Origin of the sequence: uncultured Sphingomonas sp., from assembly GCF_964244265.1 — a bacterium.
Taxonomy (GTDB): domain Bacteria; phylum Pseudomonadota; class Alphaproteobacteria; order Sphingomonadales; family Sphingomonadaceae; genus Sphingomonas.
In genome coordinates this window covers 32,424-56,372 of sequence record NZ_CAXTHV010000005.1, presented here as the reverse complement: position 1 = coordinate 56,372, position 23,949 = coordinate 32,424, and the positions used below count along the sequence as shown (strand labels likewise).

Sequence of the window (23,949 nt, the reverse complement as noted above, 5' to 3'; positions counted from 1 at the left end):
TTTGAAAACTCGCGAAAGAGCGAGTTTTATGCGGTGCCAGCCCGCTCCCCCACCCGGCCACCCATCAGAATACCGTGTGGGTGGCCGGGTGGGGGAGCGGGCTGGCACCGCCGAAATGCGCCTTCAGCGCATTTCCAAACGAACTCTGAGAACCTTTTTCGAAAACCGCCGAGAGCACGTTTTGGGCCGGCACCACTTTAAACGCGTCCTTCCGTGCGTTCCAAGCAGGCTCGAAGCCCAGCGTCAGCCGAGCGCCCCGCGCAACGTCGCGCGGACGCCGGCATGCTCCGGGTCGTATTCGACCGCCGCTTGCAGGCTCTGCGCCATGGCCCGGATCAGCCGGCTGCCCAGGCCGGTGCCGCGGACGCGCGGGGGCACCGTCATGCCGACGCCATCGTCCTCCACTGCCAGCAAATAGCCGGTATCGTCATCGCGAGTCAGCGACACGCGGATCTCGCCTGCCCTGGCCGGCGGGTAAGCGTATTTGAAGGCGTTGGAGACAAGCTCGTTGACGATGACCCCCAGCGACACCGCGCGATCGGTGGGCAGGCGGATCGGATCGACCGTCAGATGCAATGCGCGCCGCGGCTCGTCGGATTCCCAGGTATCGCCCAGTTCGGTGACCAGCGCCTCCAGGTAATCCTTCATGTCGACCCCCTCGACATCGTCGCTGGTATAAAGCCGGCGATGGACCTGGGCGATCGCGCCGATCCGCCGCTCCGTATCGGCCAGCGCCTGGCGGGCGGCATCGTCGGTCAGCGCCGACGATTGCAGCCGGACCATGGCCGTCACCAGCTGCAAGGAATTGGCGACGCGGTGGTTGACCTCGCGGAGCAGCGCCTCCAGCCGTGCGTTGGATGCGCGCAGCCGATCCTCGGCTGCGGCCTTGTCGCGCTCCAGCGCATGGCGCTCGTGGACCTGGTCGAGCGTGGCGGCGAGCAGGTCGAAAAAATCCTGTCCGACCGACTTGACGATATAGTCGGCCGCCCCCGCCTTCAACGCGGCGATCGCGACGCGGCCTTCCTCGGACCCCGTCACGTACACCACCGGCGGCGGCGACGGCAGCGCGCGCAATTGGTGCAGCGTCTCCAGCCCGTCCATCCCCGGCATGTAGTGATCGACCGCGATCAGGTCATAGTCGCCGGCCGCGGCCATCGCGATGCCCTCCGCGCCACCGGCGGCACTTGCTACATCGAAGCCGTGGCGTTCGAGCGCGCGCGTCGCCAGCCGCCGGATGCCGGCGTCGTCATCGATGATCAGGACGCGGCGCAACGGTCGGGACATCAATCGGTCTCGATGTCGGGAACCTGGATCACCGACAGGAACAGCCCGAGCTGGCGGATCGCCTGGGCGAAGCTTTCGTAATTGACCGGCTTGGTGATGTAGACGTTGCAACCCAGGTCGTAACAGCGCTGGATCTCGACCTTGTCGTCGGTAGTGGTCAGCACGACCACCGGTGTGCGCCTGAGCAGGCTGTCCTCCGCCTTGATCCGGGTCAGGATATCGATGCCCGACATATCGGGCAAGTTGAGGTCGAGCAACACCAGCGCCGGGCCGTTGAGCGCCGGGCCGTTGTCATGCGTAAACAGATAGTCGATCGCCGTGGTGCCGTCGGTGAAATGCTGGATATCGTTCAGGATGCCCGCGCGACGGATGTTCTTCTCGATCAGCCGGGCGTGCCCCTCGTCATCCTCGATCATGATGATCGACACGCTGCGATGGTCGTTCATGCGGTTGGTTCCTGCGCCAAATTGAGTTCCGCCGGAAGCGACAACCGGAAAGTCGCGCCTTCGCCGAGGGTTGATGCTACATCGACGAACCCGCCAAGGCGATAGGCCAGCGCGCGGACATGCGCGAGGCCGATTCCTTCGCCGGCCTGATCCTGCGCGCCGGAGCGGCGGAACAGGTCGAAGATCCGCCCGTGATCGCGCGGATCGATGCCGCGGCCGTTGTCCGCGACCTCGACGATGTGGCGCTGGCCCTCGCTGCGGCCGCTGATGACGACGCGGCCGGGGCGTCCCGGCTTCAGGTATTTGATCGCGTTTTCGACCAGGTTGGACAGGATCTGCTCGACCGCCAGCCGATCGCTGACCAGGATCGGCAGCGATGGCGCGATGACGATCTCGGCGCCGCGATCGGCGGCGAGCTGGAACAGCGAATCGCGGACGTTGGCGGCGATTTCGGCCAGCACGAGGCGTTCGGGCAACAGCACGCGGCGGCCCTCGCGCGACAGTTGCAGGATCGCGTTGATCAGCCGGTCCATCTTCTGGGTCGAGGTGCGGATGAACCCGATCGCCTCAGGCAGGTCCTGGCGCGCCGCCAGCCGCGCTTCGGCGGTGACGATGTCGGGATCGACCGCCTCGGCACGATCGATCAGCTCACCGAGCGACCGGGTCGCGGCATCCAGCTCGGCGGTGAACCCCATCACGTTGACCAGGGGCGATCGCAGGTCATGGCTGACGATATAGGCGAAGCGCTGGATTTCCTCATTGGCGCGGGTCAGGTCGGCGGTGCGGACCGCGACCGCGCCTTCCAGATCGGTGTTCAGCACGCGCAGCGCGCCACGCGAGGCGTCGAGGTCGCGCATGTAGCGCATCACCGTCGCCAGCGACACGATCGCAACGACCAGGATGAGCAAGGCGGCCAGGGCCAGCACGGTGTAGAAGGTCAGTTCTGACTGGCGTTGAGCGGAGTCGCGCTGAACCAGCAGGCCGCGCTCGTCGGCGGTCATTTCATCCAGCACCGCGCGAACATAGCTCATCCGTCGGGACACCGAAGCACGCGCGAACGCGTCCGCCGCCGTGATGCGCTGCCCTTGCTCGACCAGAGCGACGGTGGTGTCCTGTGCCGCATTCACTCCCGCCAGCAGCCGCCGAAGCCGGACGAGCCGTTCGGCCTGTCGCGCATTGTCCGCGGTCAGCATGGCGACACGGTCGATCGCCAGGCCCGCTTGCCGGCGGCTTTCGCGGTGCGCGACGAGATAGTCGGGCTGGGCGGTCAACAGATAGCCGCGTCGCGTCGCCTCGGTCCGCTCGATCAGCGCCACCGCGCGACCGATCGCGACTTCGACGTCATAGGTGTGATTGACCCAGCGGGTATGCTGGGCATTGCGCATCGTCGCCCAGGTTGCCGCCCCACCCGCCGCCAGCAACGCGGCAAAGCTGATGATCATACAGGCGATGAGAAAACGGTTGGCCAGCGCCTCGGGCGCGCCCAGGCGTCGAACGATTGCCCCCGACATTGCCTGACCCTTAAGCCGGCCGTGGGGCAAATGCCAGCAAAGCCGCCCTGATCGAGATCAGCCCGTTGTCCGGCATCGTTACAGCAGCATGCCTTGCAGGTTCGGCCGCCCGACCGCGCCGCCGCCGCGCCGCCGCGCGAGTTCGGTTTCCGCCGTGAACCGCACGTCGGGATCGCGATCACCGAGAAAGCCGGTGACGCTTGCCTCGGTAATCTCGCGCCAGTCCTTGCCGCGATCCGGGCCGACGCGGACTCGCGGCAACAGGCCCGGGACGTTCGACCATTCGATCAGCTGCGCGACAATTACCGCGTTGAGCATGTCGCGAAGATGAAAGGCGGTGACATAGGCGTCGGGAAAGGCCCGATGCGCGGGCAGCCCGCGTTCGTGATCGATGCCTTCGGGTTTGCGCCAGTAGCGCAGCACCTGATTGGAGAAGCTCGGGCTGTCCGGCCATAATCGCATCGCGCACTTCCAGGTGCAGATCCAATCGGCGCCGTGGGTCATGTTGGGCGTGCAGAACTTCATCTCGAAATCGGCGCGGTGCGCGGCGAGCGCGATGCGGCGCGGATAGGGATCGAGGACCGGCCGCGCGGCATCGATCCAGGAAGGGGCGTCGGCGACCTGTTCATCGAGGATATGATGGATCGCCTGGGTGACCGGGGGAATCGGCCGGCCGGGATTGATCAGCCGCGACCCGCCCTCGCCCAGCAAGCCCCAGCGCCCGTCGGGCCCCAGCGCGACATCCTGCCACCCGACCTCGCACACACCGTGTGTCGATGGCGTTTCGCCTGTTGTCTCGAGGTCGATGACGCGGATGATCGACGGGGTCGCCATCCGTCCTAAATGGGCATTTTCGTGGTGAAAAGCGACCCCTGCGCGTCGCGGTACCGCAGCCCGATCAATGTCCCGCCGGCGGCGCGCGCTCCAGCCCGCTTTCCGCCAGTTGTGCGTCGATCCGGGCGAGCAGGCGGTCCAGCGCGGGCTGGTCCTTCGCCTCGGCGCGGGCGACCAGCACGTCCTGCGTGTTCGACGCGCGCAGCAGCCACCAGCCGTCGGGCGTGGTCACCCGCGCGCCGTCGGTACGGTCGACCTCCGCGCCCTCGGCCGCCAGCCGGTCCAGTATTTCGTCGACCACCGCGAACTTGCGGCTCTCATCGACCTGAAACCGCATTTCGGGCGTGTTGACCAGCGCCGGCATCGCGCCCCTGATCTCGGTCATCGACTTGCCGCTGAGGTGGATCGCGCGGATCAGCCGGACCGCGGCATAGTGCGCATCGTCGAAGCCGTAATAATCCTGCGCGAAGAAGATGTGGCCGGACATTTCGCCGGCCAAGGGCGACCCGGTCTCTTTCATCTTCGTCTTGATCAGCGAATGCCCGGTCTTCCACATCAACGGCTTGCCGCCGAGCTGGGCGATCCGGTCGAACAGCGCCTGGCTGGCCTTGACGTCGGCGATGATCGTCGCGCCGGGCAGCTCGCGCAGAACAGGTTCTGCCAGAATGGACAGAAGCTGATCGCCCCAGACCACACGGCCGTGGCCGTCAATCGCCCCGATCCGATCGCCGTCGCCGTCGAAAGCCAGTCCGAAATCGAGCTTTTTCTCGACGACCAGCGCCTTCAGCTGCGCCAGATTCTTTTCCTCGGTCGGATCGGGATGATGGTTGGGAAAATTACCGTCCACATCGGTGAACAGCAGGTGATGCTCACCCGGGAGCAGCTTGGTGAGCTTCTCGATCACCGGGCCCGCCGCGCCATTGCCCGCGTCCCAGCCGATGCGATAGGCGCCGCCGGCATAGCCCGCCATCAGCCGTCCGACATAATCGTCGACGACGTCGGCGTCGGTCACGTCGCCGGGGAGGTCGGCTTCCTCCCAGTCGCCGGCCGCCATCATCGCGCCCAGCTGGCGGATGTCCTCGCCGAAGAACGGACGGTGCTGCAGGACCATCTTGAAGCCGTTATACTCGGCGGGATTATGGCTGCCGGTTATCTGAATGCTGCCATCCACCTCCAGCTCCGCCTCGGCATAATATAGCATCGGCGTCGGGCCCAGGCCGATGCGCACGACGGCGACCCCCGAAGCGGTCAGCCCGTCGATCAGCGCCGCCTCCAGCTCGGGCGACGAGATGCGGCCATCGCGACCCACCACCACCCGCGTGCCGCCGGCGCGGCGCATGACGGTGGCGAAGCACCGCCCGACCGCGCGGGCATCGTCGGCGCCGAGCGTGCGGCCGATGATCCCGCGAATGTCATACTCGCGCAGGCATGAGGGATCGATGCGATGGGTCATGCTGGTTCCTGTCGGGATCAGATTGGTCAGAGGCGGCGGGCGAGCAACGTATCGCGGGCCTCGTTGATCCGCCGCGCGAGATCGGCCGAGCCGCCGCGATCGGGATGGACCGCCTGGATCAGCCGTCGGTGCGCAGCACGGATTGCGGCATCATCGGCCGCCGCATCGAGGCCAAGCACCGCCAGCGCCGCGTCGCATTCGTCGGACGGCGGCGGGCCGGGGCGGCGGCCCGAACGGTGCACCGACCGCGGACCCTGCCACAGCCACCAGCCGGCATAGGCGATCAGCGCCGCAAGGAGCAGCTTGGTCAGCATCGCCTCAGGCGAACAGCGGCAAGGCAGGCTCGGGCAGGGCGAGCGCCGCCATCATCTCGCGCAGCTCCTGCCGCGCCGCGACATGCGCCAGCCCCATGTCGCCGAAATCGCGCGAATCGATCATCGTCAGCCCCTTGGGGAACAGTTCGCGATAGATCACCCGTTCGCCCAGCCCCGGGATGATGCGGAAGCCGACGCGCTTCGCTAGTTGGCCGAGCGCTTCCGACACCCGCCGCATGTTGCGCGCCTCGATATGCTGGAGCCGGTTGCGCAGCACGACCCAGTCCATCGCGACTCCGTCGCTCTTCGCCTTGGCTTTGCGCGCGTCCCAGATCAGCTCGGCGTAGAAGCTTGGCCGCGTCACCTTGTAGGTGTCCGGATCGACCTGGCCGATCAGGTCGAAGTCGACGAAGCTGTCGTTCATCGGCGTGACCAGGGTGTCGGCGCGGGTCGCGGCCATCCGGCCGAACCGATCGTCGCGCCCCGGCGTGTCGATCACCAGGAAATCCATGTCCCGGCTCAGCTGTTCCAGCGCCTCGGAAAAGCGCGGCAGGCTCTCGCCGTCATGCGCGGCGAAGCGCGGCGTGGGCAGGTCACGGCCGCTGCGTTTTTCGGTCGCGACACGATTTTCGAAATAACGGGTCATCGTGCGCTGGCGATGATCGAGATCGAACGCGGCGACCCGGCTGCCGCGCGCCTGCAACGCGATGGCGACGTGGACGGCGGTGGTCGACTTGCCGGTGCCGCCCTTTTCATTGGCGAAGACGATGACATGCGGTAGGGTGCGGCCGGTCGCCATGATGTGCCTGAGTGTTCCTGTTGCCCGCGAGGAGTCATGCCCATAAAAGGCTTGGCCGTCTCTATCCGAGGGTCCGATCCTGTGCAAACCGTCCGTGTCATGGGGGCGCTGCGCAATGCCGTGGCGGGGCTTAGGGACGGCGGCGCGCCGGTCGCCCTGGTGCCGACGATGGGCGCGCTCCATGCCGGGCACCTGGCGCTGGTCGCCGCCGCCCTGGAGCGGGGGGCGCGGGTGGTCGCCTCGATCTTCGTCAATCCGGCCCAGTTCGGCCCGGACGAGGACCTGGCGCGCTATCCGCGCCGCCCGGCGGAGGATGCCGCGCTGCTTGCCGACCATGGCTGCGACCTGCTGTGGATGCCCGATGCCGAGACGATGTATCCCGCCGGTTTCGCCACCGGCATTTCGATGCACGGCGTCAGCGAAGGCCTGGACGGTGCCGCGCGTCCCGGCCATTTCGACGGCGTCGCGACCGTCGTCGCCAAGCTGTTCAACCAGGTGCGGCCCGATCTGGCGATGTTCGGCGAAAAGGATTTCCAGCAGCTGGCGGTGATCCGGCGGATGGCAGCCGATCTTGACCTGGCGGTAGAGATCGTCGGGGTGGCCATTCGGCGGGATGCCGACGGCCTCGCGCTGTCGTCGCGCAACGCCTATCTCTCGACGGACGAGCGCGCACGCGCCGTCGCCCTGCCGCGTGCGCTGGAGGCGGCCAGGCGCGCCATCCTGGCCGGCCGGGCAGACGCGCTCGACATGGCGCGGGCGACGCTGGCCGCCGCGGGGTTCGCGACCGACTATGTCGCGCTCGTCGATGCGGCGAGCCTGGCCGAGCCGATCCCCGGGCGGCCGCGGCGCCTGCTGGCCGCCGCGCGGATCGGGACCACCCGCCTGATCGACAACATCGCGATAGAGGATTGAGCGACACGGTTAATCGCACTTAACCCTTTGTTGACGCCTCCCCGCCAGGGTGATCCCGCCAAAGGGGCAAAAGGGGGGACCGGACATGGGCAGCAGCCTGAAAAGCGCGCAGTTCCTGATCGAAAGCCGGTTGCGCGACGCCGCCACCGGGAACAGCGACGCCTGCTACGATTTGGGGATCGTCTTTTCGACCGGGTCGAACGGCGTTGGCATCGACCTGATCGAAGCGCACAAATGGTTCAATCTCGCGGCAGTTGCCGGCCATCACGAAGCGCAATATTGCCGCGCCGAAATCGCCGACGACATGACCGCGCGCGACATCGCCGAGGCGCAGCGCCAGGCACGCGCGCTCCTGAACCAGAGCATGCACCGCGCGGCGTGAACGCCGATGGCAGGTAGGCCAAGGGTAGCCAAAGGCGTCTTCCTGCGGCCGCGAGGGCGGCGGGGCAGACGGCGGCGGGACGGAGATCAGGCGCTATCCGACGTCGCCGCGCCGCATCCCAGGGCAAAGTCAATCTGTCCGGCCTGGAATTCGGCACCGAGCCGGTGGAAGTCGATGCAATGGCCGACGCCGCGCATCAGGGCGGCGTCCACCCGGGGTGCGGTGGAAAGCGCCGCGGCGAACCGCGCGACCTGCTCTGCATCCGTCACCCACAACCGGTCAAACTCGCCCAACCGGTAATATACCGGCACGCGGACATCGCCGAGCACGTCGCCGGCGATGTCCGGCCAGCCCATCACGATGTCGATCAGTTCCGCGCGCGGCACCGGTGCGTCGGCGTGGTGGCCCAGGCCGGGCATGGGCGGGTCGAACGTATGATCGGGGCCGAACATCACCGCGTCCTTCAACGCCGGCGGCAACTCGACCATCGTCGTCTCGGGCAGCGCGCTCCAGGCCGCGCCGGCTTCGGGCGGGCTCTCCAGGCACATTCCCGACACCGCGACGCCGATCAGCCGCCAGGACGGCTGCCGCGCGGCAATGGCCAGCGCGATTGCTGCCCCGATGGAATGACCGAGCAGCACGATCTTGCGCTCCGGCTCGGCCGATTGCGCGACCAGCCCGGCTATGATCGCGTCGAGCCGCTCGGCGCTGTTGCGGATCGTCTCCGTACCGGGATCCAGCGGCGTCGTCTCGCCGTAGCAGGGGCGGTCGAGCGCCACGATCGGGATACCCGCGGCGGCGGCGCGGTCGAGCAGCGAGAAGCCGGGCAGGTCGAAATAGGCCGAGGTGTAGGTGCCGCCGTGCAGCGCCACGACCAACGGCGCCTCCGCCGGCGGCACGTCCGGTGCGGCGGCCCGGTCGGGGATGCGCCGGCGTCCGGAGACGCGCCACGCGCCGACCTGTTCCACGAATCGTTTGCTCGCACTTTCGGGCATCACGCCGCTCCCGGCTGCATCGCATCGGACCGCCCGGCGGCACCGTCCTCCCGGTCCCGCGACCAGCCGGTGGTCAGGTCGACCACGTCGCCGGACCAATATGCGCCGCGCCACGCGACATATTGGTCCGGCCGCACGAGCGTCAGCGGCAGGTCATAACGCCCGTTCGCCTCGTCCTCGGTAATATAGATCGCGACCAGCGGAAAGCCGCGCCGGGCCGCGTCGGCGAGAGCCTTGTCGACCTGGTCGCCATTGACGTCGAACCGTGCGATCAGCGCGAAGCCCGGCCCGAACAGATCGTAGAGCGATCGACCGTCGGCCCGCCAGAAATGCGGCGCAAGACAGCCCGGACGGCTCGACGGGACGTACCCGCGATCGTCGGTCGCGTCGTCGGCGCCATCCTCGGCCGCGAGCACCGGCGACTGTTTGTAGCAGCCGCCGAGCACCGTCCTCAGCGTGTGGAACTCGCGCCGCTTGACCGCCACGATCCGCTCGCCGACCGCGTGACGCATCGCGTCGCCGGCCTCGCCAGGCTCCTCCAGCCCCTCCGCCCAGAAATCGTTCGATAATATTGCGTGGTTGGCGGCCGCCTCGGCGATCACTTCCTCGTGGATCGCGCGGCGTTCGATCTCATAGCTGTCGAGCAGCGCCGGCCCGCCCCAGCCCTGCACCGCCGCCGCGAGCTTCCACCCGAGGTCGACGCCATCGGCTACCCCCATGTTCATGCCATACCCGCCGAACGGCGGGTGGAGGTGGCAGGCATCGCCGATCAGGAAGACGCGGTCACGGCGATAGCGGTCGGCGATCAGGCTGCTCGCGACCCATTCGTCGCTGCTCAGGATTTCATAGGGCAGGTCGATCCCGGTCGCCTCGCGGATCAGCGCCGCCGCGGTGTCCTGGGTGATCTTGAAGCCGTCGGGCAGCCGCGTCGGCATGAAGAACCACACATCGTCGCGGTCCATCGGCCCGATCAGGCTGGGCGCGGCCGGGTTCACCTGCCAGTACATCGTCGCCGGGCCATGGGGGTGCGCTTCGGCCAGGCCCGGCGCGCGGAACACGATGTTATAGTTGCGCGATAGGCCATAAGTGCCGTGCATCGTCGCGCCGACCACGCCGCGCAGCACGCTGCGCGCGCCGTCGGCGCCGACCACATAGCCGCACCGGATCGGCCGCTCCTCGCCCGTGTCGCGGTCGCGCAGGACCAGGTCGACACCGTCCGGTCCCTGCGTCGCCGACATGAATTCGGTGCTGAAGCGCAACGTGACCGACGGCAGCGTATCGGCATGTTCGCGCATGACCTGCTCGAGCTTGTATTGCGGCACCCATTGCCCGTGCTCGGGATAGAGCTCGTTCCTGGCGGGATGGCAATTCGACGCATTCTCGATCCGCGCCAGCTCGAAACCGCCGAGCCGGGTCACGAACGTGACGGTGGAGGGATAGTCCACCCCGAACGGCGATACGGCGGCCAGCTTGTCGGCGATGCCCCAGCGCCGAAGGTGGGTGCGGGTCCGCACATTGGTGGTCTTGGCGCGCGGCGCATACCCCACGCGGTCATTGCGTTCGACCAGGAGACAGTCGACGCCGCGCGACCCGAGCTCGATCGCGATCGCCAAACCGCTTGGACCGGCGCCGATGACGACGATTCCATGGTCCATGGCGATACTCATCGACAAGCGCTCCTCCACCGAGGTGGGAGCATCCCATTCCTCGCGGGCGTCTCGCGCGCCCTCAACATCCGCTGATAAGCAAGCATTCACGATTGCAAATGATGGCAATTCGCCGCCGGTGTTACCAAATATCTATCACACGCTGATTGAGCGCCGAGCGGCGGAACAGGTCGCAGAGATGCTGTGCGACAGGGGTCAGCGGCAGCCGGGATCGGCTGACCACGCAGATCGCCGGCGCGATCAGCTCTTCCTGCACCCTGATATGGGTCATCAACCTGCTGATCCGTACGAAGCCGAGCCATTGTTGCGGCAGCATGGCAAGCACGTCCGACGCCGCGGCGACCGTGATCATCGACAGCGCGCTTTGCGCCTGCACGGCGATGACGGGCATTGGCAGGCCGTAGCGCTGGAACAGCGGTGACAGTTCCGCCCCGCTGTCCATGGTCACCGATGTCCCGACCCACCGGGCCTCGACCAACTCGGCGAGCGAGGTTGCGCCGGCGAGGGGATGACCGCGACGACCCAGCACGACCCGCCGGTTCTCGATCAGTTTCTCGCTGGAATATTCGCCCGACAAACTGTCTTCGGACAGCGGCCCGACATAGAAATCGATGGCGCCGCTTCGGATATCGGCTTCCATGGCGGGGAGCAGCCCCTCGGTAATCCGAATCAGAACGTCCGGATAGCGCCGCCGGAACGGTTCGAGCACCATCGGCAGCATCGAGACGTGCGGCGCGGTCGACAGACCGATCGAAACGGTGCCCGTGCTGATCCCCTTAAGCTGCTGCACCTCGTCGCGCGCGCGATCAAGTTCCAGCTGCGCCGCCATGCTGCGCCGGACGAACGCCGCGCCGACCGGCGTCAGCGTCATGCCCGCCGCGCTCCGCTCGAACAATGTCGCGCCCAACTCGTGCTCCAAATCCCGGATACTTCGGGTGATCGCGGGCTGGGCGATGCCGAGATGGCGCGCCGCGCGGCGCAATCCGCCCAGTTCGGCGACCGCGACGAGGTGCTTCAGTTGAACAAGCTTCATGGTGATACCGGTTTAGAAACACCTTCGATGTTTTGCCATCGTTTCCTATCGCCATGCTTGGTTTACGGATTATTCAACAAAGGCGCGCAGACGCCCAATTCAGTGATGGAGAAGGAGGGGCTGTGAAAATCTCAGGTAAGTTCGGGCTGCTGGCGGCGACGTCGGTAATCGCTTCGCTCGTGGTGGCTGCGGCCCCGGCATGCGCGCAGGATGCGCCGGCTCCGGTCAAGCCTTCCGCACCGACCGACCCCACCGCTCAGGCGACGCCGCTGACGCAGGGCACCGCCTCGTCTTCCGATGCCGCCTCGGCCAATGCGGGGCCCGATCAGGAAGGCCTTGGCGACATCATCGTGACGGCGCAGCGGCGGTCCGAGAACCTGCAGCGCGCGGCGGTCGCGGTCAGCGTCGTGCAAGGGTCCGACCTGGTCGCGGCGGGCATCACCCAGCCGGGCCGGCTCGGCGAACTCGCGCCGGCGCTGACGGTGCAACCGTCGAGCACCGGCAACCTCATCTTCCTGCGCGGCGTCGGCAATTTCACGCTGACTCCGAACAGCGATCCGGCGATCGCGTTCAACTATGACGGCGTCTATATCGGGCGTCCGACCTCGACCAGCGGCCTGTTCTACGATCTCGACCGGATCGAAGTACTTAAAGGGCCACAAGGCACGCTGTACGGCCGCAACGCGACCGGCGGCGCGATCAACCTGATCCCGACCCAGCCCAAGCCCGGCGAGCTGTCGGGCTATGTGACGGCGAGTTATGGCAATTATAATGCCGTGGTGGCGGAAGGCGCGGTCAACCTGCCGCTGGGCGAGAACGGCGCGCTGCGCGTCTCGGCGAGCACGTCGCGGCATGACGGCTATCTGAAGAGCGGCACCTCGGACGACGAGACGACGTCGCTGCGCGTGCAGATGAAGGCGGCGCTCACGCCGGCGCTGACCGTGCGGGTCGCCGGGGACTATAGCCATGTCGGCGGCGTCGGCGCCGGTGTTTCCTACATCAGCAACTATCTCCCGTTCAACGGTAGTTATTTCACCGTTAAGCCCGCGCTGGGGCTCGACGAGGGTCTTTATACGCCGGCCGCGCAAGCCTATCGCACCACGATTCCCGCCGGACCCGCCGGGCGCCCGCTTGACGCGATCTCGCCCTATCCGTTCCAGCGCAACGATTTCTACGGTGCCAACGCGCAAATCGATTACGATACCGGCGCGGGCACGCTCACCATCATTCCGGCCTGGCGTTACGCCTCGCTGAACTATCTCGCCGAGGCGGGGGGATTCCCCTATCGCGACCGGGAGAAGGATGAGCAGTTCAGCGTCGAGGCGCGCTTCACCGGCACCCGGGTCGGCATCTTCGACTATACGCTCGGCGGCTATTATTACGACGATTCGATCCGCACCCGGGTGGCGTTGAACCTGTCGGCGGCGCAGAATTTCCTTGTCCAGAACTACAAGACCACGTCATTCGCGCCGTTCGGGCGGCTGACCGTGCATCTGTCGGACCGGCTGCGCGTGGTCGGCGGGGTGCGCTATTCTAAGGATATCAAGCGCTTCAACGGTACCGGGATCGCGCTCAACCTGGTCTGCCTGGTGCGGGTCGCCGGCGTGCCGACCTGCCCGACCGCGCGGCTGTTCACCACCGTCGACGATATCTCGCAGGTGCCGTTTCCGGTCCCCGCCGGCCCCGCACCGATCCCGCAAGGAGCGTCGGGGGCGATCATCGTGCGCAGCGACAGCGTCTACAACAACCGCCTGACCAACGACCGCGTGACCTATCATGGCGGTATCGAGTTCGACCTGGCGGAGCGTTCGTTGTTCTATGCGACGGTGGAATCGGGGTATCGCTCGGGCGGCTTCTCCGCCGCGCAGGGGTTCGAGACCTACCAGCCCGAGCTGATCACCGCCTATACCGTTGGGTTGAAGAACCGTTTCTTCGACAATCGGGTGCAGCTGAACATCGAGGGGTTCCTGTGGGACTATACCAACCAGCAGGTCTCGCATCTCGGCCTCGATCTTAGCGGCCGTACCGCGCAGTTCATCCAGAATATCGGCACCTCGCGGATCAAGGGGGTCGAGGTTGAAGGCCGCGTGCTCGTGACGCCGACGACTTTGGTCAGCGCCGACGTCCAGTATCTCGACGCGAAGAACCGGTCGTTCACCTATCAGCAGGGCGCCGCGACCGGCACCCCGCTGACCGGCTGCGCCTTTGCGCTGTCGGCCAATCCGGCGTTCTACAACGTCAATTGCGCGGGCAAGCAATCGTACAACTCGCCCCGATGGACGGTGAACCTGGCGGCGCAGCAGACGTTCAACGTCGGCGACTACAAGCTCGTTATCGGCGGCGACACGCAATATAAGAGCAGTCGCACAATCGGGTTCGAGTTCCTGCCCGAACAGCGCGTCGGATCTACCTGGACGACCAATGCGCAGGTGTCGTTCGGCCCCGCCAACGACCGCTGGTCAATCGCCGGCTTCGTCCGCAATATCGAGGATGACCGTATCCTGAACTTCGCGACGACGCATCCTTTGGCCAACGCGCTCGTTGGCGGCTCGACCGCGCCGCGGACCTATGGCGCCAGAGCCTCGGTCAAATTCTGACCGGCCGAGGCACAATCGGAGCATATGAATGAAACTTGTGCGGTTCGATGATGCCAAGATCGGAGCAGTAAAAGGGGATGGCGTGATCGACCTGGTCGCCGCCGGCAGCCGCTGGACGACGATCCGGTCGATCGCCGGGGGCGGGGCCGAGGCGCTCGACGAGGTGCGCGCGCTGGTCGAACGGACCGAGCCCGCAAAGGCACTGAACGACGTCAAGCTGCTCGCCCCGATCGAGCGGCCGGGCAAGTATCTGGCGATCGGCATGAATTACGCCAGGCATCTGGAGGAAGCCGACAAGCTCGGCGTCGCGCGCGCCAAGCACCAGACGTGGTTCAACAAGCAGACCAGCTGCATCGCCGGCCCGTATGACGATATCGATCCCGGCGTGACCGGGAAGCTCGATTACGAGGTCGAGCTGGGCGCGGTGATCGGGCTGGCCGCAAAGCGCGTGAGCGAGGCCGACGCCCCTGCCCACGTGTTCGGCTATTTCGTCGCCAACGACGTGTCGGCGCGCGACTGGCAGTTCCACACCCCGACCTTCACGATGGGCAAGTCGTTCGACACCCACGGGCCGATCGGCCCGTGGATCGTCACCGCCGACGAAGTGCCCGATCCGCACGCGCTGGACTTGCGCTGTTTCGTGAACGGGGAAAAGCGGCAGGAAAGCAATACCAGCCAGCTCATCAACAACCTGTGGGCGCAGATCGCCTATCTCTCCACCGCGTTCACGCTGGAGACCGGCGACCTGATCGCGACGGGCACGCCCGAGGGGGTCGGCGTGGGCATGGAGCCGCCGCGCTTCCTCCAGCCGGGCGACGTCGTCCGCTGCGAGATCGACGGCATCGGGGCAATCGAGAACAGGGTCATCGCGCCCGCGACGTAAGACGGGCACTGGAAGGGACGCCGACATGCCGGTTCTGGGACCACTCTCCTTCACGCTCGAAGTGCCGTCGCTCGACGAGGGCGTCCGGTTCTACACCGATGCCGGGCTGGTCGGCGATGTTGCCAAAGGAGAGGGGGGCGATATCGCCCGGCTGCGCTGCCCGGGGCAGGACCGCGATTCGATCGTGCTGCTCGGCGGGTTCCCCCGCAAGCGCCTGCACCACATCTCGCTGCGCGCGGACGGGCTGGACGACATGGCGACGCTTGCCGCCGAACATGGCGGCGAGGTGGTCGCCGCGCCCGACGGGTTCGAGGATAACGGCCTGTGGGTCGAGGATCCGCACGGCATGCTGATCCACCTGTCCGAACGCCCCGCCGATCCGGAACTGGAAGCGGCCGCGCCGTTCCAGGTCAACGCGCCCGGGCTGACGGTGCGCAAGCGCCGCTCGGCGATGCTGCCCGGCGCGTCCTATGCGCCTGCGAAACCGCTCCGGCTCGGCCATATCCTGGTGTTCAGCCCCGATGTGCCGGCCAGCGTCGCGTTCATGACCGACGCGCTCGGCATGGGCCTGGCCGACCGCGCGCAGGACATCATCGCCTTCTGCTGCGCGCGGCGGGACAGCGACCACCATGTCGTCGCTTTCGCCAAGTCGCCGGGCGTCGGCTTCCATCACGGCAGCTTCATGGTGAGCGATCCCGACGAAGTCGGCCGCGGCGGCCGCGCGCTGCTCGCCAAGGCGAAGCTCGGCGACTGGGGCTTCGGGCGGCATACGATCGGCTCGAACTTCTTCCATTATATCCAGGATCCGTGGGGCAGCTGGTTCGAATATTATTCGGACATGGATCATATCGACGATTATGCGCTGTGGACCCCGACCAATTACGAGATGAGCGACAGCCTGGCGAACTGGGGACCCGAGGTGCCGCACGATTTCGTCCACAATTACGAGACCGACCCGGAGCCCTTTCAGGCCGTCCGCAAGGAGCCGGTAACCGCCTGATGACGGATCCCCGATCGTACGCCACGTTGCCTTCCGAATGCTCGCAATGACGATCGCCGTGGATCCCGGCGATCTTCGCCGTGGTTTCAGCGCGGCGCCGATGAGCCGCGCGCAGATCGCCGCGGTGGCGGTGACGGTCGCGTTGTCCGCGCTCGATGGCTATGACGTGCTGTCGGTCACCTTCGCTGCCCCCGCAATCGCGCGGGATTGGGGTGTCGGCAAGGCGGCGCTCGGCGGGCTCCTGTCGGCGGGGCTGGCGGGCATGGCGCTCGGTTCGCTGGTGCTCGCGCCGTTCGCCGATATCGTGGGCCGGCGCACGCTGGTCCTGGCCAGCCTGATGCTGATGGCGGCGGGCATGCTGCTGTCGGCCTTCGCGGTATCGCTGTCGCAGCTCGTTGCGTGGCGGGTGCTGACCGGGCTCGGCATCGGCGCGATGGTCGCCGTGATCAACCCGCTGGCTGCGGAGTTCGCCAACACCCGGCGGCGTGCGCTGGCGCTGGCGCTGATGGCGATGGGCTATCCGCTCGGCGGGCTGGTCGGCGGGCTCGCCTCGGCGCTGCTGCTCAGGTTCTATGGCTGGCCGGCGGTGTTCCTCGCCGGCGTCGCCGCGGCGGTCCTGCTCATCCCTGTCGTCCTCCTGTTCCTGCCCGAGCCGCTCGCCTTCCTCCTCGCCCGGCGGCGCGGCGACAGCCTGGCGCGCGTCAACGCGCTGCTCGTCCGCTGCGGTCGGGATCGCGTGACCATCCTCCCGCCCGAAACGATCAAGGCCGATGCCGGCTATGCCGCGGTGTTCGCGCCGCGGCAGGTCGGGACGACGATCCGGGTCACGCTGGCCAATTTCCTGTTCGTCATGGCGGTCTATTACGTGCTGAGCTGGCTGCCGCAAATGGTGGCCGAGGCCGGTTTTCCACCGTCGACCGCCAGCCTCGTGGCCGCCGCCGCCAACCTCGCCGGAATCGCCGGAGGCGTGATGCTTGGCTGGCTCGCGCGGCGGGCCGGGTTGAACCGGCTGACGGTGGCGACGATGATCGGGCTCGGCCTTGCGACGACGGTGTTCGGCCTGACGCCGGCGTCGCTGCCGTTGCTGGTGCTGGCGGCGGGGATATGCGGCTTCTTCCTGTTCGGCGGCATTGCTGGGCTGTATGCGACGTTCGCGGTCAGCTTCGCCGCCGAGGCGCGCGCTTCGGGCAGCGGCTTCGTCATCGGTATCGGCCGGATCGGCAGTGCTGCTGCGCCGTTGCTTGCGGGGTGGCTGTTCGCCTCCGGGCTGGGCCAGGGCGCGGTCTCGGCGGCGTTCGGTGCGTGCGCCGTGTTCGCCGGTCTGATATTGCTGCTTCACGAGTGGACGCTGGACGGGCATGTCGCGAATGCCGAACCCGCGGCAACGTAGGAACGCCATGTCGAGCCTGGATCATATCCATATCACCCGCTGGGGCCATGCCGGACCCAAAATCGTCTTAGTCCATGGCAGCGCGCAAGGCAGCACGGTCGGCGGCGACCATCATTTCGCTGGCCAGCAGGTGCTGGCCGAACAAGGCTGGCAGCTGATCGTTCCCGACCGCCCCGGTCAGGGCCGCAGCCCGGCGCCTGGCCGCCCCGACGATGCCGAGGCTGATGGCGCATGGGTCGCGGACCTGCTCGGCGATGGCGCGCATCTGGTCGGACATTCGTTCGGCGGGTGTGTCGCGCTCGCGGCGGCGGCGCGCCGGCCGGCTGCGGTGCGGTCGCTGACGCTGATCGAACCGGGCATGCAGAAGCTCGCGATCGACGATCCGCATGTTCGCCGGTTCGTGCTGAAGCTGGTGACGACGCTGGTCTTCAGCTTCTCGCCGGAACGCCGCGCGGTGGGCTTCGCCAAACTGGTCGGCATCCCCGGCGGCATCCGGGGTGGGACAAGCCGCGAGGAACTGAAGGCCAGGGGCCGCGGCATCGCCAGATTGAAGGTGCCGTCCGCCAAGACGCTGCGTAACGAACTGGAGACGATCAAACAGGCCGGTATCCCGCTCCTGGTGGTGACCGGCGGCTGGAGCCCGGCGTTCGATGCGGTCGGCAGGCGGGTGGCCCTGGTCGGCGGCGGGCGGCACGAGATCGTCGCGTCGTCGAACCATTTCCCCAATCTGATGCCTGCGTTCAATCCGCTGCTGACCGCGTTCATGCGCGGGGCCGACGCGGAGGCGGGCGCGCGAGATGATTGACGCCGAACCCTCCACGGACGGTTCGCCAGCGGGCGATCTTCTGCTGGCGGAACTGCGCGCGATCAACGACGAGGTCGAAGCCGGCGCGCGGGAGATGGAGCGTCTTTCCCGGCTCACGGCGCTGCCCGACGGCGCGGCATTGTCGACCGCCCGGCTGCGCTTTTCGCGGGCGCTACGCCGCCACCTCCAGCATGTCGACGGTGCGATCCTGTCGTATCTGCGCGTCGCGACCGCGGTGACGGCGACGCCCGCGGTCGAGGATTTCCGGCGGCTGCTGCATGAATATCACGAAGCGGCAGCGCACCATGTGGCGCGCTGGCCATCGACCAGCGTGGTGGCGGACTGGGACGGATATCGCCGGTCGGTGGCAGACATGCTCGCCCGGTTGCGCGAGCGGACCGAGGTCGAAAAACGCGATATCCATCCGCTGCTCGCCGGCAAGCGGCCGCGCTGATCGGCCGCCGCATCCCGCTTGGGCAACCTTTGCGAAGTTAGAGGTCATTCATGAAACGCGTCCTCCTGCCGATCGCCGCCATGCTGATGCCGACGGCCGCGCCGGCGGCCGCCCCGGCGGTCGACGTTGTAACGCGATCGGGGGCGGTCCATGGTTCGGCGTCGGACGCGGGCATCATCGCGTTCAAGGGCATCCCCTATGCCGCGCCGCCGGTCGGGCCGCTGCGCTGGCGCGCGCCGCAGCCGGCGGCAAAATGGGCCATGCCGCGCGACGCAACCCGTTTCGGCACGCCCTGCTTCGCCTCGCCGCTGCCCGGGCCGATGCTGGTCGTGCCGCAGAGCGAGGACTGCCTCACCCTCAACATATGGACTTCAGCGGCGACGGCCACGGCCAAGCGGCCGGTCATGGTGTGGATCCATGGCGGCGGCTTCGAGTTCGGGTCGTCCGCGCAGCCCGGCTATGACGGCACCAGACTGGCCCAGCACAACGTCGTCGTCGTCAGTCTCAACTATCGGCTCGGCGTGTTCGGCTTCCTCGCCCATCCCGCGCTGGATCGCGAGGGGCCGGCCTCGGGCAATTACGGCTTGCAGGACCAGATTGCCGCACTGCGCTGGGTCCGCGCCAATATCGCGGCATTCGGCGGCGACCCGGCGAACGTCACGATCTTCGGCGAATCGGCCGGCGCGCACGCGGTCGGCATTCTAATGGCCTCGCCGCCGGCCAGGAGGCTGTTCGCCAAGGCGATCGCCGAAAGCGGTGCCTTCTGGGACGGCGAGCACGGTTCGCTCGCGACGCATGCCGAGGCGCTCGCCCGCGGCACCAAATTCCAGCAGCGGCTCGGCGCCGCCGACCTGACCGCGCTCCGGGCGATGCCGGCAGAGCAGCTCAACGCGGCGGGGCGATGGGACTTCCGGCTCGATCCGATCACGACGGCCTTCTCGCCGAGCGTCGACGGTTATGTGCTGCGGGAGGCGCCCGCCGCCGTATTCGCGCGCGGCGGCGCGGCAAACGTGCCGCTGCTGGCCGGGTGGAATGCGCGGGAGGAAGTGCCGCTGTTCCTGCCGCGCGCGCTGCCCCATGCGACGCCCGAGGCGTTCCGCTCCGCCGCCACCGCGCTGTTCGGGACCGATCGGATGGCGGCGTTCGGCCTCGTCTATCCGCCCGCCGATCCCTTGTCGGCGGAGACGCTGATCGGCGACCTTGTCATTTCCGAACAGACCTGGGAGCTGCTCGTGCTCCAGCAGCAGATGCGGCGGACGGGCGTCTACGCCTATCAATTCTCGTTCACCTCGCCTTATTCGCCGATCGCCAACCATACCGCCGAGGTAAAGTACGTGTTCGGCAATCTCGCGCCGCCAATGCCGGGGCGCGGCGGCGGCGCGCCGGGCGACCGCGATCGCGCGACCGCGGACATGATGATGACGTATTGGACCAACTTTGCGGCCAACGGCGACCCCAACGGTGCGGGCCTGCCGCTATGGCCGTCCTATGGTGGACCGGGGTCCCGGGTGCTCGCCATCATGCCGGACGCGACGGCGGGCGCCGCCGAAACGGGCACCGCGCGGTTTCAGTTCATCCGGTCGTTCCGCAAGAGCGGCCGGCTGCCGCAACGCTGGCGCGCCGCGAGTCGCTGAGCCCGTTTGCCGACTCGATGGGTATGACGAAACCAAACATCCTGTGCGATCTCTGTGATCGAGGCCTGGAAACGCTCGTCTTGCGAACGAGATTTCCCTGGTTGGGCCCGGAGAAAAGAGCATTGGTCCTCAACGGCATCAGCGGATGTTCGAGTAGCCGTACGAAGGACCGCATCTTTGTGGAAATCCTGTTTCGAAGCGCGCCCGTCTACGACGCGATCTGCAGGATCGTAAGCGCGGACAAGGCGGCGCGCTCCGCAAGACTCTCGACGATCAGAAACTCCTGCGCGGAGTGGATTGCGCCGCCGCGCGCGCCCATCGTATCGACCACGGGCACGCCACAGGCGGCGATGGTGTTTCCGTCGCATACGCCACCCGTCGCGCGCCACCCGATCGACAGCCCGAGTTGCGCACCGCATGCCTTGACGAGCGCGAACAGCCGCGCCGCGCCCTCGTCGATCGGCTTAGGGGGGCGGTTAAAGCTGCCGTGTACGACAATCTTCACATCATGAGCTGTGGCGACCGCCGCGACCTCGGTATCGATCGTCGTTTGGGCGCGGACGATCTCGTCGTGCGATGCGGGGCGGAAGTTGATGCGCAGCACGGCGTTGTTCGGCACGACATTGTTCGGGCCGCCGCCCTCGATCCTCGCCGGATTGACCGCGAGCCCGGTTGTCCGGATCGCGTGCAGCCGCACCGCCAAGTCGGCCGCCGCGGCAATCGCGTTGCGCCCGTTTTCCGGATCGCGCCCGGCATGCGCGCTGCGCCCGGTCACGACGATCGAGAAATTGCCGGTGCCGCCACGCGCGCCCGCCAGCGTGCCGTCGGGTAACGCGGGTTCGTAGGTCAGTGCGGCGATCTTGCCTCTGGCGGCGCGGCGGATGAGCGCGGTGGACGAGAACGATCCGGTCTCCTCATCCGAGTTGATGACGACCTCATAGCCGATCCGCGATGCGCGCGGACTGGCCTCCACCGCCTTGAGCGCCGCCAACATCACGGCAAGCCCGCCCTTCATATCCGCGACGCCGGGACCGTTCAGCGTGCCGTCGTCCTGCCATGTCAGCGTCTGAAAGGAATGGTCAGCCGGGTATACCGTATCCATGTGTCCGGTCAGCAATAGCTGTACCGGAGCCTCCTGCCGCACGCGGAGATGCAGGTGCCGGCCGTGATCGAGTAAGGTGACGCGCCCTTGCGCATCGACCTGTTCCGCGCTGTCCCCATCGATCAGCGCGATGGTGCCGGGCAGCGTACCGAAGTCCGCCAGCAGCATCTCCGCGGTCTGCGCCAGTCCGCGGAGATTGCGGGTTCCGCTATTGACCGCCGACCACCGTTCGACCTGCGCCAGCATCGGCTGCGTCGCGACGAACGCTACCGCCGCCGCCTCCTCGTTGGTCAGTCTCGGCATCGAAGTTGTGTCACTCTAGATGTTTGATTCAGGTTATTGCTATTTCGGGTTAAACGTTAAGCGATCTGGCTCGCTTGTCCAGATTGCAGATGTGTTCGTAGGGGTTTCGTCACCTTGGTTGGAGCCGGCAACAACGCGTTCTTGCGGGTGAGCGCCAGCGGACGGACCGAACGTTCGACGGGTGAACCGCGTGCCCGAGCCGATCGAGTGGCTGACGGACAACGGCAGCTGCTACATCGCCCGCGAAACACGCACCTTCGCCCGCGACATCGGGTTGGTCCCATGCACAACCCGGTCAAGCAGCTTCCATCGCCCTTGCCAAAGAGGATCGAATAGTCTTGACTGCGAATGCAATCTTTTACGCATATGCGGTCAGGGTCGAGGGTGGTTCAAAAACGGTCGACTACGGTGTGGATCTCGCTCCTCTACGGCGAGAACGGCATTTCCATGAAGCTGACCTGCATTTCGCACGTCCTCCATGTGGACCGTCGTGAGTGCGCCACGCACGTCGAGATGTGGATTAGCCGAGGTTTGCGACTACCGAGAGCGATCTGGTCGATCAATGCTCCGTAATAGGTGGCTTTTTGGCGTGACGCGCTCGACAGCGGGTTCTGCGCGATGAGGGAAGCGCCTCCGCTCCGTCGCGGACTGAAGGCGGCGTTCGCGCTGGGTAGCTCCGCCGAGTCCATCGTGCTCACCGTGACCAACGGCTTCCTGCTGCTATACTACAACCAGGTGCGCGGTGTGCCCGCCGACTGGGTCGGGATGGCCCTTGCCGCTGGCCTGGTCGTCAATGCGCTGTTCGACCCCATGGTCGGCTCCTGGTCCGACCGCACCAACTCGCGATGGGGACGCCGGCACCCGTTTATGTTCGCATCCGTGGTCCCGGCAGCACTGCTGTTCTGGGCAGTGTTCAATCCGCCGGCCGCGCTCGATCATCTCGGGGAGGCCGTGTGGCTGTGCGTCGTCAACGTCCTGCTCGTCCAGGCCATGACGATATTCCATACCCCTCACCTCGCGTTCGGCGGGGAGCTGTCCGGGGACTATCTCGAGCGCACGAACGTGATGAGCTGGAACATGTTCTTCCTGTGGATGGGTGACACCGCGGGCTGGCTGCTCTCGTTCGCGGTCTTCTTCCGCGCCACCGCGGCATTCCCCAACGGGGCACTCGATCCCTCGCGCTGGCCGGTGTTCTCTCTCACCGTTGCGGCGATCATCCTCGGCTGCCTTTTCATCTCGAGCTGGTTCACGCGGCGGTGCATACCCTATCTTCCCGTGCGGGCTCCCGAGACGCCGAAATTCGGGGGAAGGGAGTTCCTGCGCGATCTCGGCCGTGCGCTCTCCAACCGTAGCTACGTCGTGCTGCTGATCGGCTTCTTCTTCCCGTCGCTCATGAGCGGCATCCGGAACGGTCTATGGATCTACACGGCCACCTTCTTCTGGCTGCTGACCAACGACCAGATCAGCTTCTTTGTCATCGGAAGCTTCGCGGGCTACGTGTTCGGCGCATTCGCCGTGACCAGGCTCCACGCGAGGTTCGACAAGCGCTGGACCGGCATGGCGGCGATCTTCGTCTATTGCGTAGGACCTGCCACTCCGCTGGCGCTGGGATGGCTGGGCGTGATGGGCCCCGGCACCCCCGGCCTCGTGGTCATCCTGATCGCGTTCTCCACGTTACAGCATGCGCCATACAGCATCATGACGACGACCATCTACTCAGCGCTGACGGACATCGCCGACGAGAACGAGCTGAAGTACGGCATCCGCCAGGAGGGCGTGCTGTTCTCGACACGGACGCTGTTCGCCAAGGTCGATCAGGCGATCGGCACCGCACTTGCCGGCTGGGTGCTGACGATGGTCGCCTTCCCGGCAAAAGCCGTGCCGGGACAGATCGCACCCGGGGTGTTGTCCGGTCTTGCCGCGGCTTTCGTGCTGTCGACGCTGCCCGGGTTGGTCGCGGTGGTCTTCTACGGCATGCTCCGCGTCTCGCGCGAGAGCTATGGTGCCACTCAGGCCGCGCTCGCCGATCGGCGAGCGGCCGCGCTTGTGGCGACCCCTGTCGCGGATGCGCCACCTCGCCAGCCCGCCTGACCGGTTCAATGATCGACCACCAAGTGGATCGCTCGTTCGTCTAACCGGCGAGCTCTAACG

The 23,949-nt window shown here is 66.9% G+C and carries 21 protein-coding genes; 10 read left to right on the top strand and 11 right to left on the bottom strand.

Going from position 1 to position 23,949, the window contains the following annotated elements; all coding sequences use genetic code 11:
* Window positions 1–243: 243 nt before the first annotated feature.
* From ACFE7K_RS03120 to ACFE7K_RS03090, 7 genes are all read right to left on the bottom strand, one after another.
* Complete coding sequence (locus ACFE7K_RS03120; RefSeq protein WP_375396702.1) at window positions 244–1,284, bottom strand: sensor histidine kinase; 1,041 nt, start codon at window positions 1,282–1,284, stop codon at window positions 244–246.
* A complete protein-coding gene (locus ACFE7K_RS03115) occupies window positions 1,284–1,730 on the bottom strand; it encodes a response regulator (RefSeq protein ID WP_375396701.1) in 447 nt (148 codons plus the stop codon). Before ACFE7K_RS03115 ends, ACFE7K_RS03120 begins: the two co-directional genes overlap by 1 nt.
* Window positions 1,727–3,241 carry an ATP-binding protein gene (locus ACFE7K_RS03110; RefSeq protein WP_375396700.1) on the bottom strand — a complete coding sequence of 505 codons (1,515 nt, stop codon included), beginning with the start codon at window positions 3,239–3,241 and terminating at the stop codon, window positions 1,727–1,729. Before ACFE7K_RS03110 ends, ACFE7K_RS03115 begins: the two co-directional genes overlap by 4 nt.
* A 78-nt stretch (window positions 3,242–3,319) precedes the next feature.
* Window positions 3,320–4,075: a 3'-5' exonuclease gene (locus ACFE7K_RS03105; RefSeq protein ID WP_375396699.1), complete on the bottom strand. Its 756-nt coding sequence runs from the start codon at window positions 4,073–4,075 to the stop codon at window positions 3,320–3,322.
* Window positions 4,076–4,139: 64 nt separating this feature from the next.
* Entirely contained in the window at window positions 4,140–5,528 is a 1,389-nt protein-coding gene (pgmG, locus tag ACFE7K_RS03100) for a phosphoglucomutase/phosphomannomutase PgmG (protein ID WP_375396698.1), read from the bottom strand.
* 26 nt (window positions 5,529–5,554) lie between these two features.
* Window positions 5,555–5,842 carry a J domain-containing protein gene (locus ACFE7K_RS03095; RefSeq protein ID WP_375396697.1) on the bottom strand — a complete coding sequence of 96 codons (288 nt, stop codon included), beginning with the start codon at window positions 5,840–5,842 and terminating at the stop codon, window positions 5,555–5,557.
* A gap of 4 nt (window positions 5,843–5,846) precedes the next feature.
* Window positions 5,847–6,641 carry a division plane positioning ATPase MipZ gene (locus ACFE7K_RS03090; RefSeq protein WP_375396696.1) on the bottom strand — a complete coding sequence of 265 codons (795 nt, stop codon included), beginning with the start codon at window positions 6,639–6,641 and terminating at the stop codon, window positions 5,847–5,849.
* 81 nt (window positions 6,642–6,722) lie between these two features.
* Here ACFE7K_RS03090 and panC point away from each other — a divergent pair, with 81 nt between their 5' ends.
* Together panC and ACFE7K_RS03080 are read left to right on the top strand one after the other, a co-directional pair.
* Window positions 6,723–7,553, top strand: coding sequence for a pantoate--beta-alanine ligase (gene panC, locus ACFE7K_RS03085; RefSeq protein ID WP_375396695.1), 831 nt, complete (start codon window positions 6,723–6,725; stop codon window positions 7,551–7,553).
* Between the two features lie 85 nt (window positions 7,554–7,638).
* A complete protein-coding gene (locus tag ACFE7K_RS03080; protein ID WP_375396694.1) occupies window positions 7,639–7,935 on the top strand; it encodes a hypothetical protein in 297 nt (98 codons plus the stop codon).
* Between the two features lie 86 nt (window positions 7,936–8,021).
* Here the strand turns inward: ACFE7K_RS03080 and ACFE7K_RS03075 are convergent, their stop codons facing one another.
* From ACFE7K_RS03075 to ACFE7K_RS03065, 3 genes are all read right to left on the bottom strand, one after another.
* Complete coding sequence (locus ACFE7K_RS03075; RefSeq protein WP_375396693.1) at window positions 8,022–8,930, bottom strand: alpha/beta hydrolase; 909 nt, start codon at window positions 8,928–8,930, stop codon at window positions 8,022–8,024.
* On the bottom strand, window positions 8,930–10,585 hold the full coding sequence (locus ACFE7K_RS03070) for an FAD-dependent monooxygenase (protein WP_375396692.1): 1,656 nt from the start codon (window positions 10,583–10,585) through the stop codon (window positions 8,930–8,932). The genes ACFE7K_RS03075 and ACFE7K_RS03070 overlap by 1 nt, the downstream gene beginning before the upstream one ends.
* 133 nt (window positions 10,586–10,718) lie before the next feature.
* Window positions 10,719–11,630, bottom strand: a complete 912-nt coding sequence (locus ACFE7K_RS03065) for a LysR substrate-binding domain-containing protein (RefSeq protein ID WP_375396691.1) — start codon at window positions 11,628–11,630, stop codon at window positions 10,719–10,721.
* Between the two features lie 122 nt (window positions 11,631–11,752).
* On the opposite strand from ACFE7K_RS03065, the gene ACFE7K_RS03060 reads away from it, so the two are divergent.
* From ACFE7K_RS03060 to ACFE7K_RS03030, 7 genes are read left to right on the top strand one after another with little or no spacing between them, the layout of a single operon-like run.
* Window positions 11,753–14,227, top strand: a complete 2,475-nt coding sequence (locus ACFE7K_RS03060) for a TonB-dependent receptor (RefSeq protein WP_375396690.1) — start codon at window positions 11,753–11,755, stop codon at window positions 14,225–14,227.
* Window positions 14,228–14,255: 28 nt separating this feature from the next.
* Complete coding sequence (locus tag ACFE7K_RS03055) at window positions 14,256–15,110, top strand: fumarylacetoacetate hydrolase family protein (protein WP_375396689.1); 855 nt, start codon at window positions 14,256–14,258, stop codon at window positions 15,108–15,110.
* A 25-nt stretch (window positions 15,111–15,135) separates the two neighbouring features.
* Window positions 15,136–16,110, top strand: coding sequence for a VOC family protein (locus ACFE7K_RS03050; RefSeq protein ID WP_375396688.1), 975 nt, complete (start codon window positions 15,136–15,138; stop codon window positions 16,108–16,110).
* A 46-nt stretch (window positions 16,111–16,156) separates the two neighbouring features.
* A complete protein-coding gene (locus ACFE7K_RS03045) occupies window positions 16,157–17,500 on the top strand; it encodes an MFS transporter (protein ID WP_375396687.1) in 1,344 nt (447 codons plus the stop codon).
* A 7-nt stretch (window positions 17,501–17,507) separates the two neighbouring features.
* On the top strand, window positions 17,508–18,305 hold the full coding sequence (locus ACFE7K_RS03040) for an alpha/beta fold hydrolase (protein ID WP_375396686.1): 798 nt from the start codon (window positions 17,508–17,510) through the stop codon (window positions 18,303–18,305).
* Window positions 18,298–18,759 (top strand): hypothetical protein, encoded by a 462-nt coding sequence (locus ACFE7K_RS03035; RefSeq protein WP_375396685.1) that lies wholly within the window; start codon window positions 18,298–18,300, stop codon window positions 18,757–18,759. The genes ACFE7K_RS03040 and ACFE7K_RS03035 overlap by 8 nt, the downstream gene beginning before the upstream one ends.
* Before the next feature lie 50 nt (window positions 18,760–18,809).
* Window positions 18,810–20,393 (top strand): carboxylesterase/lipase family protein, encoded by a 1,584-nt coding sequence (locus ACFE7K_RS03030; RefSeq protein ID WP_375396684.1) that lies wholly within the window; start codon window positions 18,810–18,812, stop codon window positions 20,391–20,393.
* Between the two features lie 208 nt (window positions 20,394–20,601).
* Here the strand turns inward: ACFE7K_RS03030 and ACFE7K_RS03025 are convergent, their stop codons facing one another.
* Complete coding sequence (locus tag ACFE7K_RS03025; RefSeq protein WP_375396683.1) at window positions 20,602–21,798, bottom strand: hydrolase; 1,197 nt, start codon at window positions 21,796–21,798, stop codon at window positions 20,602–20,604.
* A gap of 618 nt (window positions 21,799–22,416) precedes the next feature.
* Between ACFE7K_RS03025 and ACFE7K_RS03020 the strand changes: the two genes are divergently transcribed.
* Window positions 22,417–23,889 (top strand): MFS transporter, encoded by a 1,473-nt coding sequence (locus ACFE7K_RS03020; RefSeq protein WP_375396682.1) that lies wholly within the window; start codon window positions 22,417–22,419, stop codon window positions 23,887–23,889.
* Window positions 23,890–23,949: the final 60 nt, after the last annotated feature.

Excerpts from the sequence above, each read along its gene's own strand:
- ACFE7K_RS03055 (WP_375396689.1), top strand. The coding sequence starts at position 14,256 with ATGAAACTTGTGCGGTTCGATGATGCCAAGATCGGAGCAGTAAAAGGG.
- ACFE7K_RS03120 (WP_375396702.1), bottom strand. The coding sequence starts at position 1,284 with ATGTCCCGACCGTTGCGCCGCGTCCTGATCATCGATGACGACGCCGGC.
- ACFE7K_RS03095 (WP_375396697.1), bottom strand. The coding sequence starts at position 5,842 with ATGCTGACCAAGCTGCTCCTTGCGGCGCTGATCGCCTATGCCGGCTGG.
- ACFE7K_RS03115 (WP_375396701.1), bottom strand. The coding sequence starts at position 1,730 with ATGAACGACCATCGCAGCGTGTCGATCATCATGATCGAGGATGACGAG.
- ACFE7K_RS03080 (WP_375396694.1), top strand. The coding sequence starts at position 7,639 with ATGGGCAGCAGCCTGAAAAGCGCGCAGTTCCTGATCGAAAGCCGGTTG.
- ACFE7K_RS03105 (WP_375396699.1), bottom strand. The coding sequence starts at position 4,075 with ATGGCGACCCCGTCGATCATCCGCGTCATCGACCTCGAGACAACAGGC.
- ACFE7K_RS03030 (WP_375396684.1), top strand. The coding sequence starts at position 18,810 with ATGAAACGCGTCCTCCTGCCGATCGCCGCCATGCTGATGCCGACGGCC.
- ACFE7K_RS03065 (WP_375396691.1), bottom strand. The coding sequence starts at position 11,630 with ATGAAGCTTGTTCAACTGAAGCACCTCGTCGCGGTCGCCGAACTGGGC.
- ACFE7K_RS03075 (WP_375396693.1), bottom strand. The coding sequence starts at position 8,930 with ATGCCCGAAAGTGCGAGCAAACGATTCGTGGAACAGGTCGGCGCGTGG.
- ACFE7K_RS03035 (WP_375396685.1), top strand. The coding sequence starts at position 18,298 with ATGATTGACGCCGAACCCTCCACGGACGGTTCGCCAGCGGGCGATCTT.
- ACFE7K_RS03025 (WP_375396683.1), bottom strand. The coding sequence starts at position 21,798 with ATGCCGAGACTGACCAACGAGGAGGCGGCGGCGGTAGCGTTCGTCGCG.
- ACFE7K_RS03020 (WP_375396682.1), top strand. The coding sequence starts at position 22,417 with ATGAGGGAAGCGCCTCCGCTCCGTCGCGGACTGAAGGCGGCGTTCGCG.
- pgmG (WP_375396698.1), bottom strand. The coding sequence starts at position 5,528 with ATGACCCATCGCATCGATCCCTCATGCCTGCGCGAGTATGACATTCGC.
- ACFE7K_RS03070 (WP_375396692.1), bottom strand. The coding sequence starts at position 10,585 with ATGGACCATGGAATCGTCGTCATCGGCGCCGGTCCAAGCGGTTTGGCG.
- ACFE7K_RS03045 (WP_375396687.1), top strand. The coding sequence starts at position 16,157 with ATGACGATCGCCGTGGATCCCGGCGATCTTCGCCGTGGTTTCAGCGCG.
- ACFE7K_RS03090 (WP_375396696.1), bottom strand. The coding sequence starts at position 6,641 with ATGGCGACCGGCCGCACCCTACCGCATGTCATCGTCTTCGCCAATGAA.
- ACFE7K_RS03040 (WP_375396686.1), top strand. The coding sequence starts at position 17,508 with ATGTCGAGCCTGGATCATATCCATATCACCCGCTGGGGCCATGCCGGA.
- ACFE7K_RS03110 (WP_375396700.1), bottom strand. The coding sequence starts at position 3,241 with ATGTCGGGGGCAATCGTTCGACGCCTGGGCGCGCCCGAGGCGCTGGCC.
- ACFE7K_RS03050 (WP_375396688.1), top strand. The coding sequence starts at position 15,136 with ATGCCGGTTCTGGGACCACTCTCCTTCACGCTCGAAGTGCCGTCGCTC.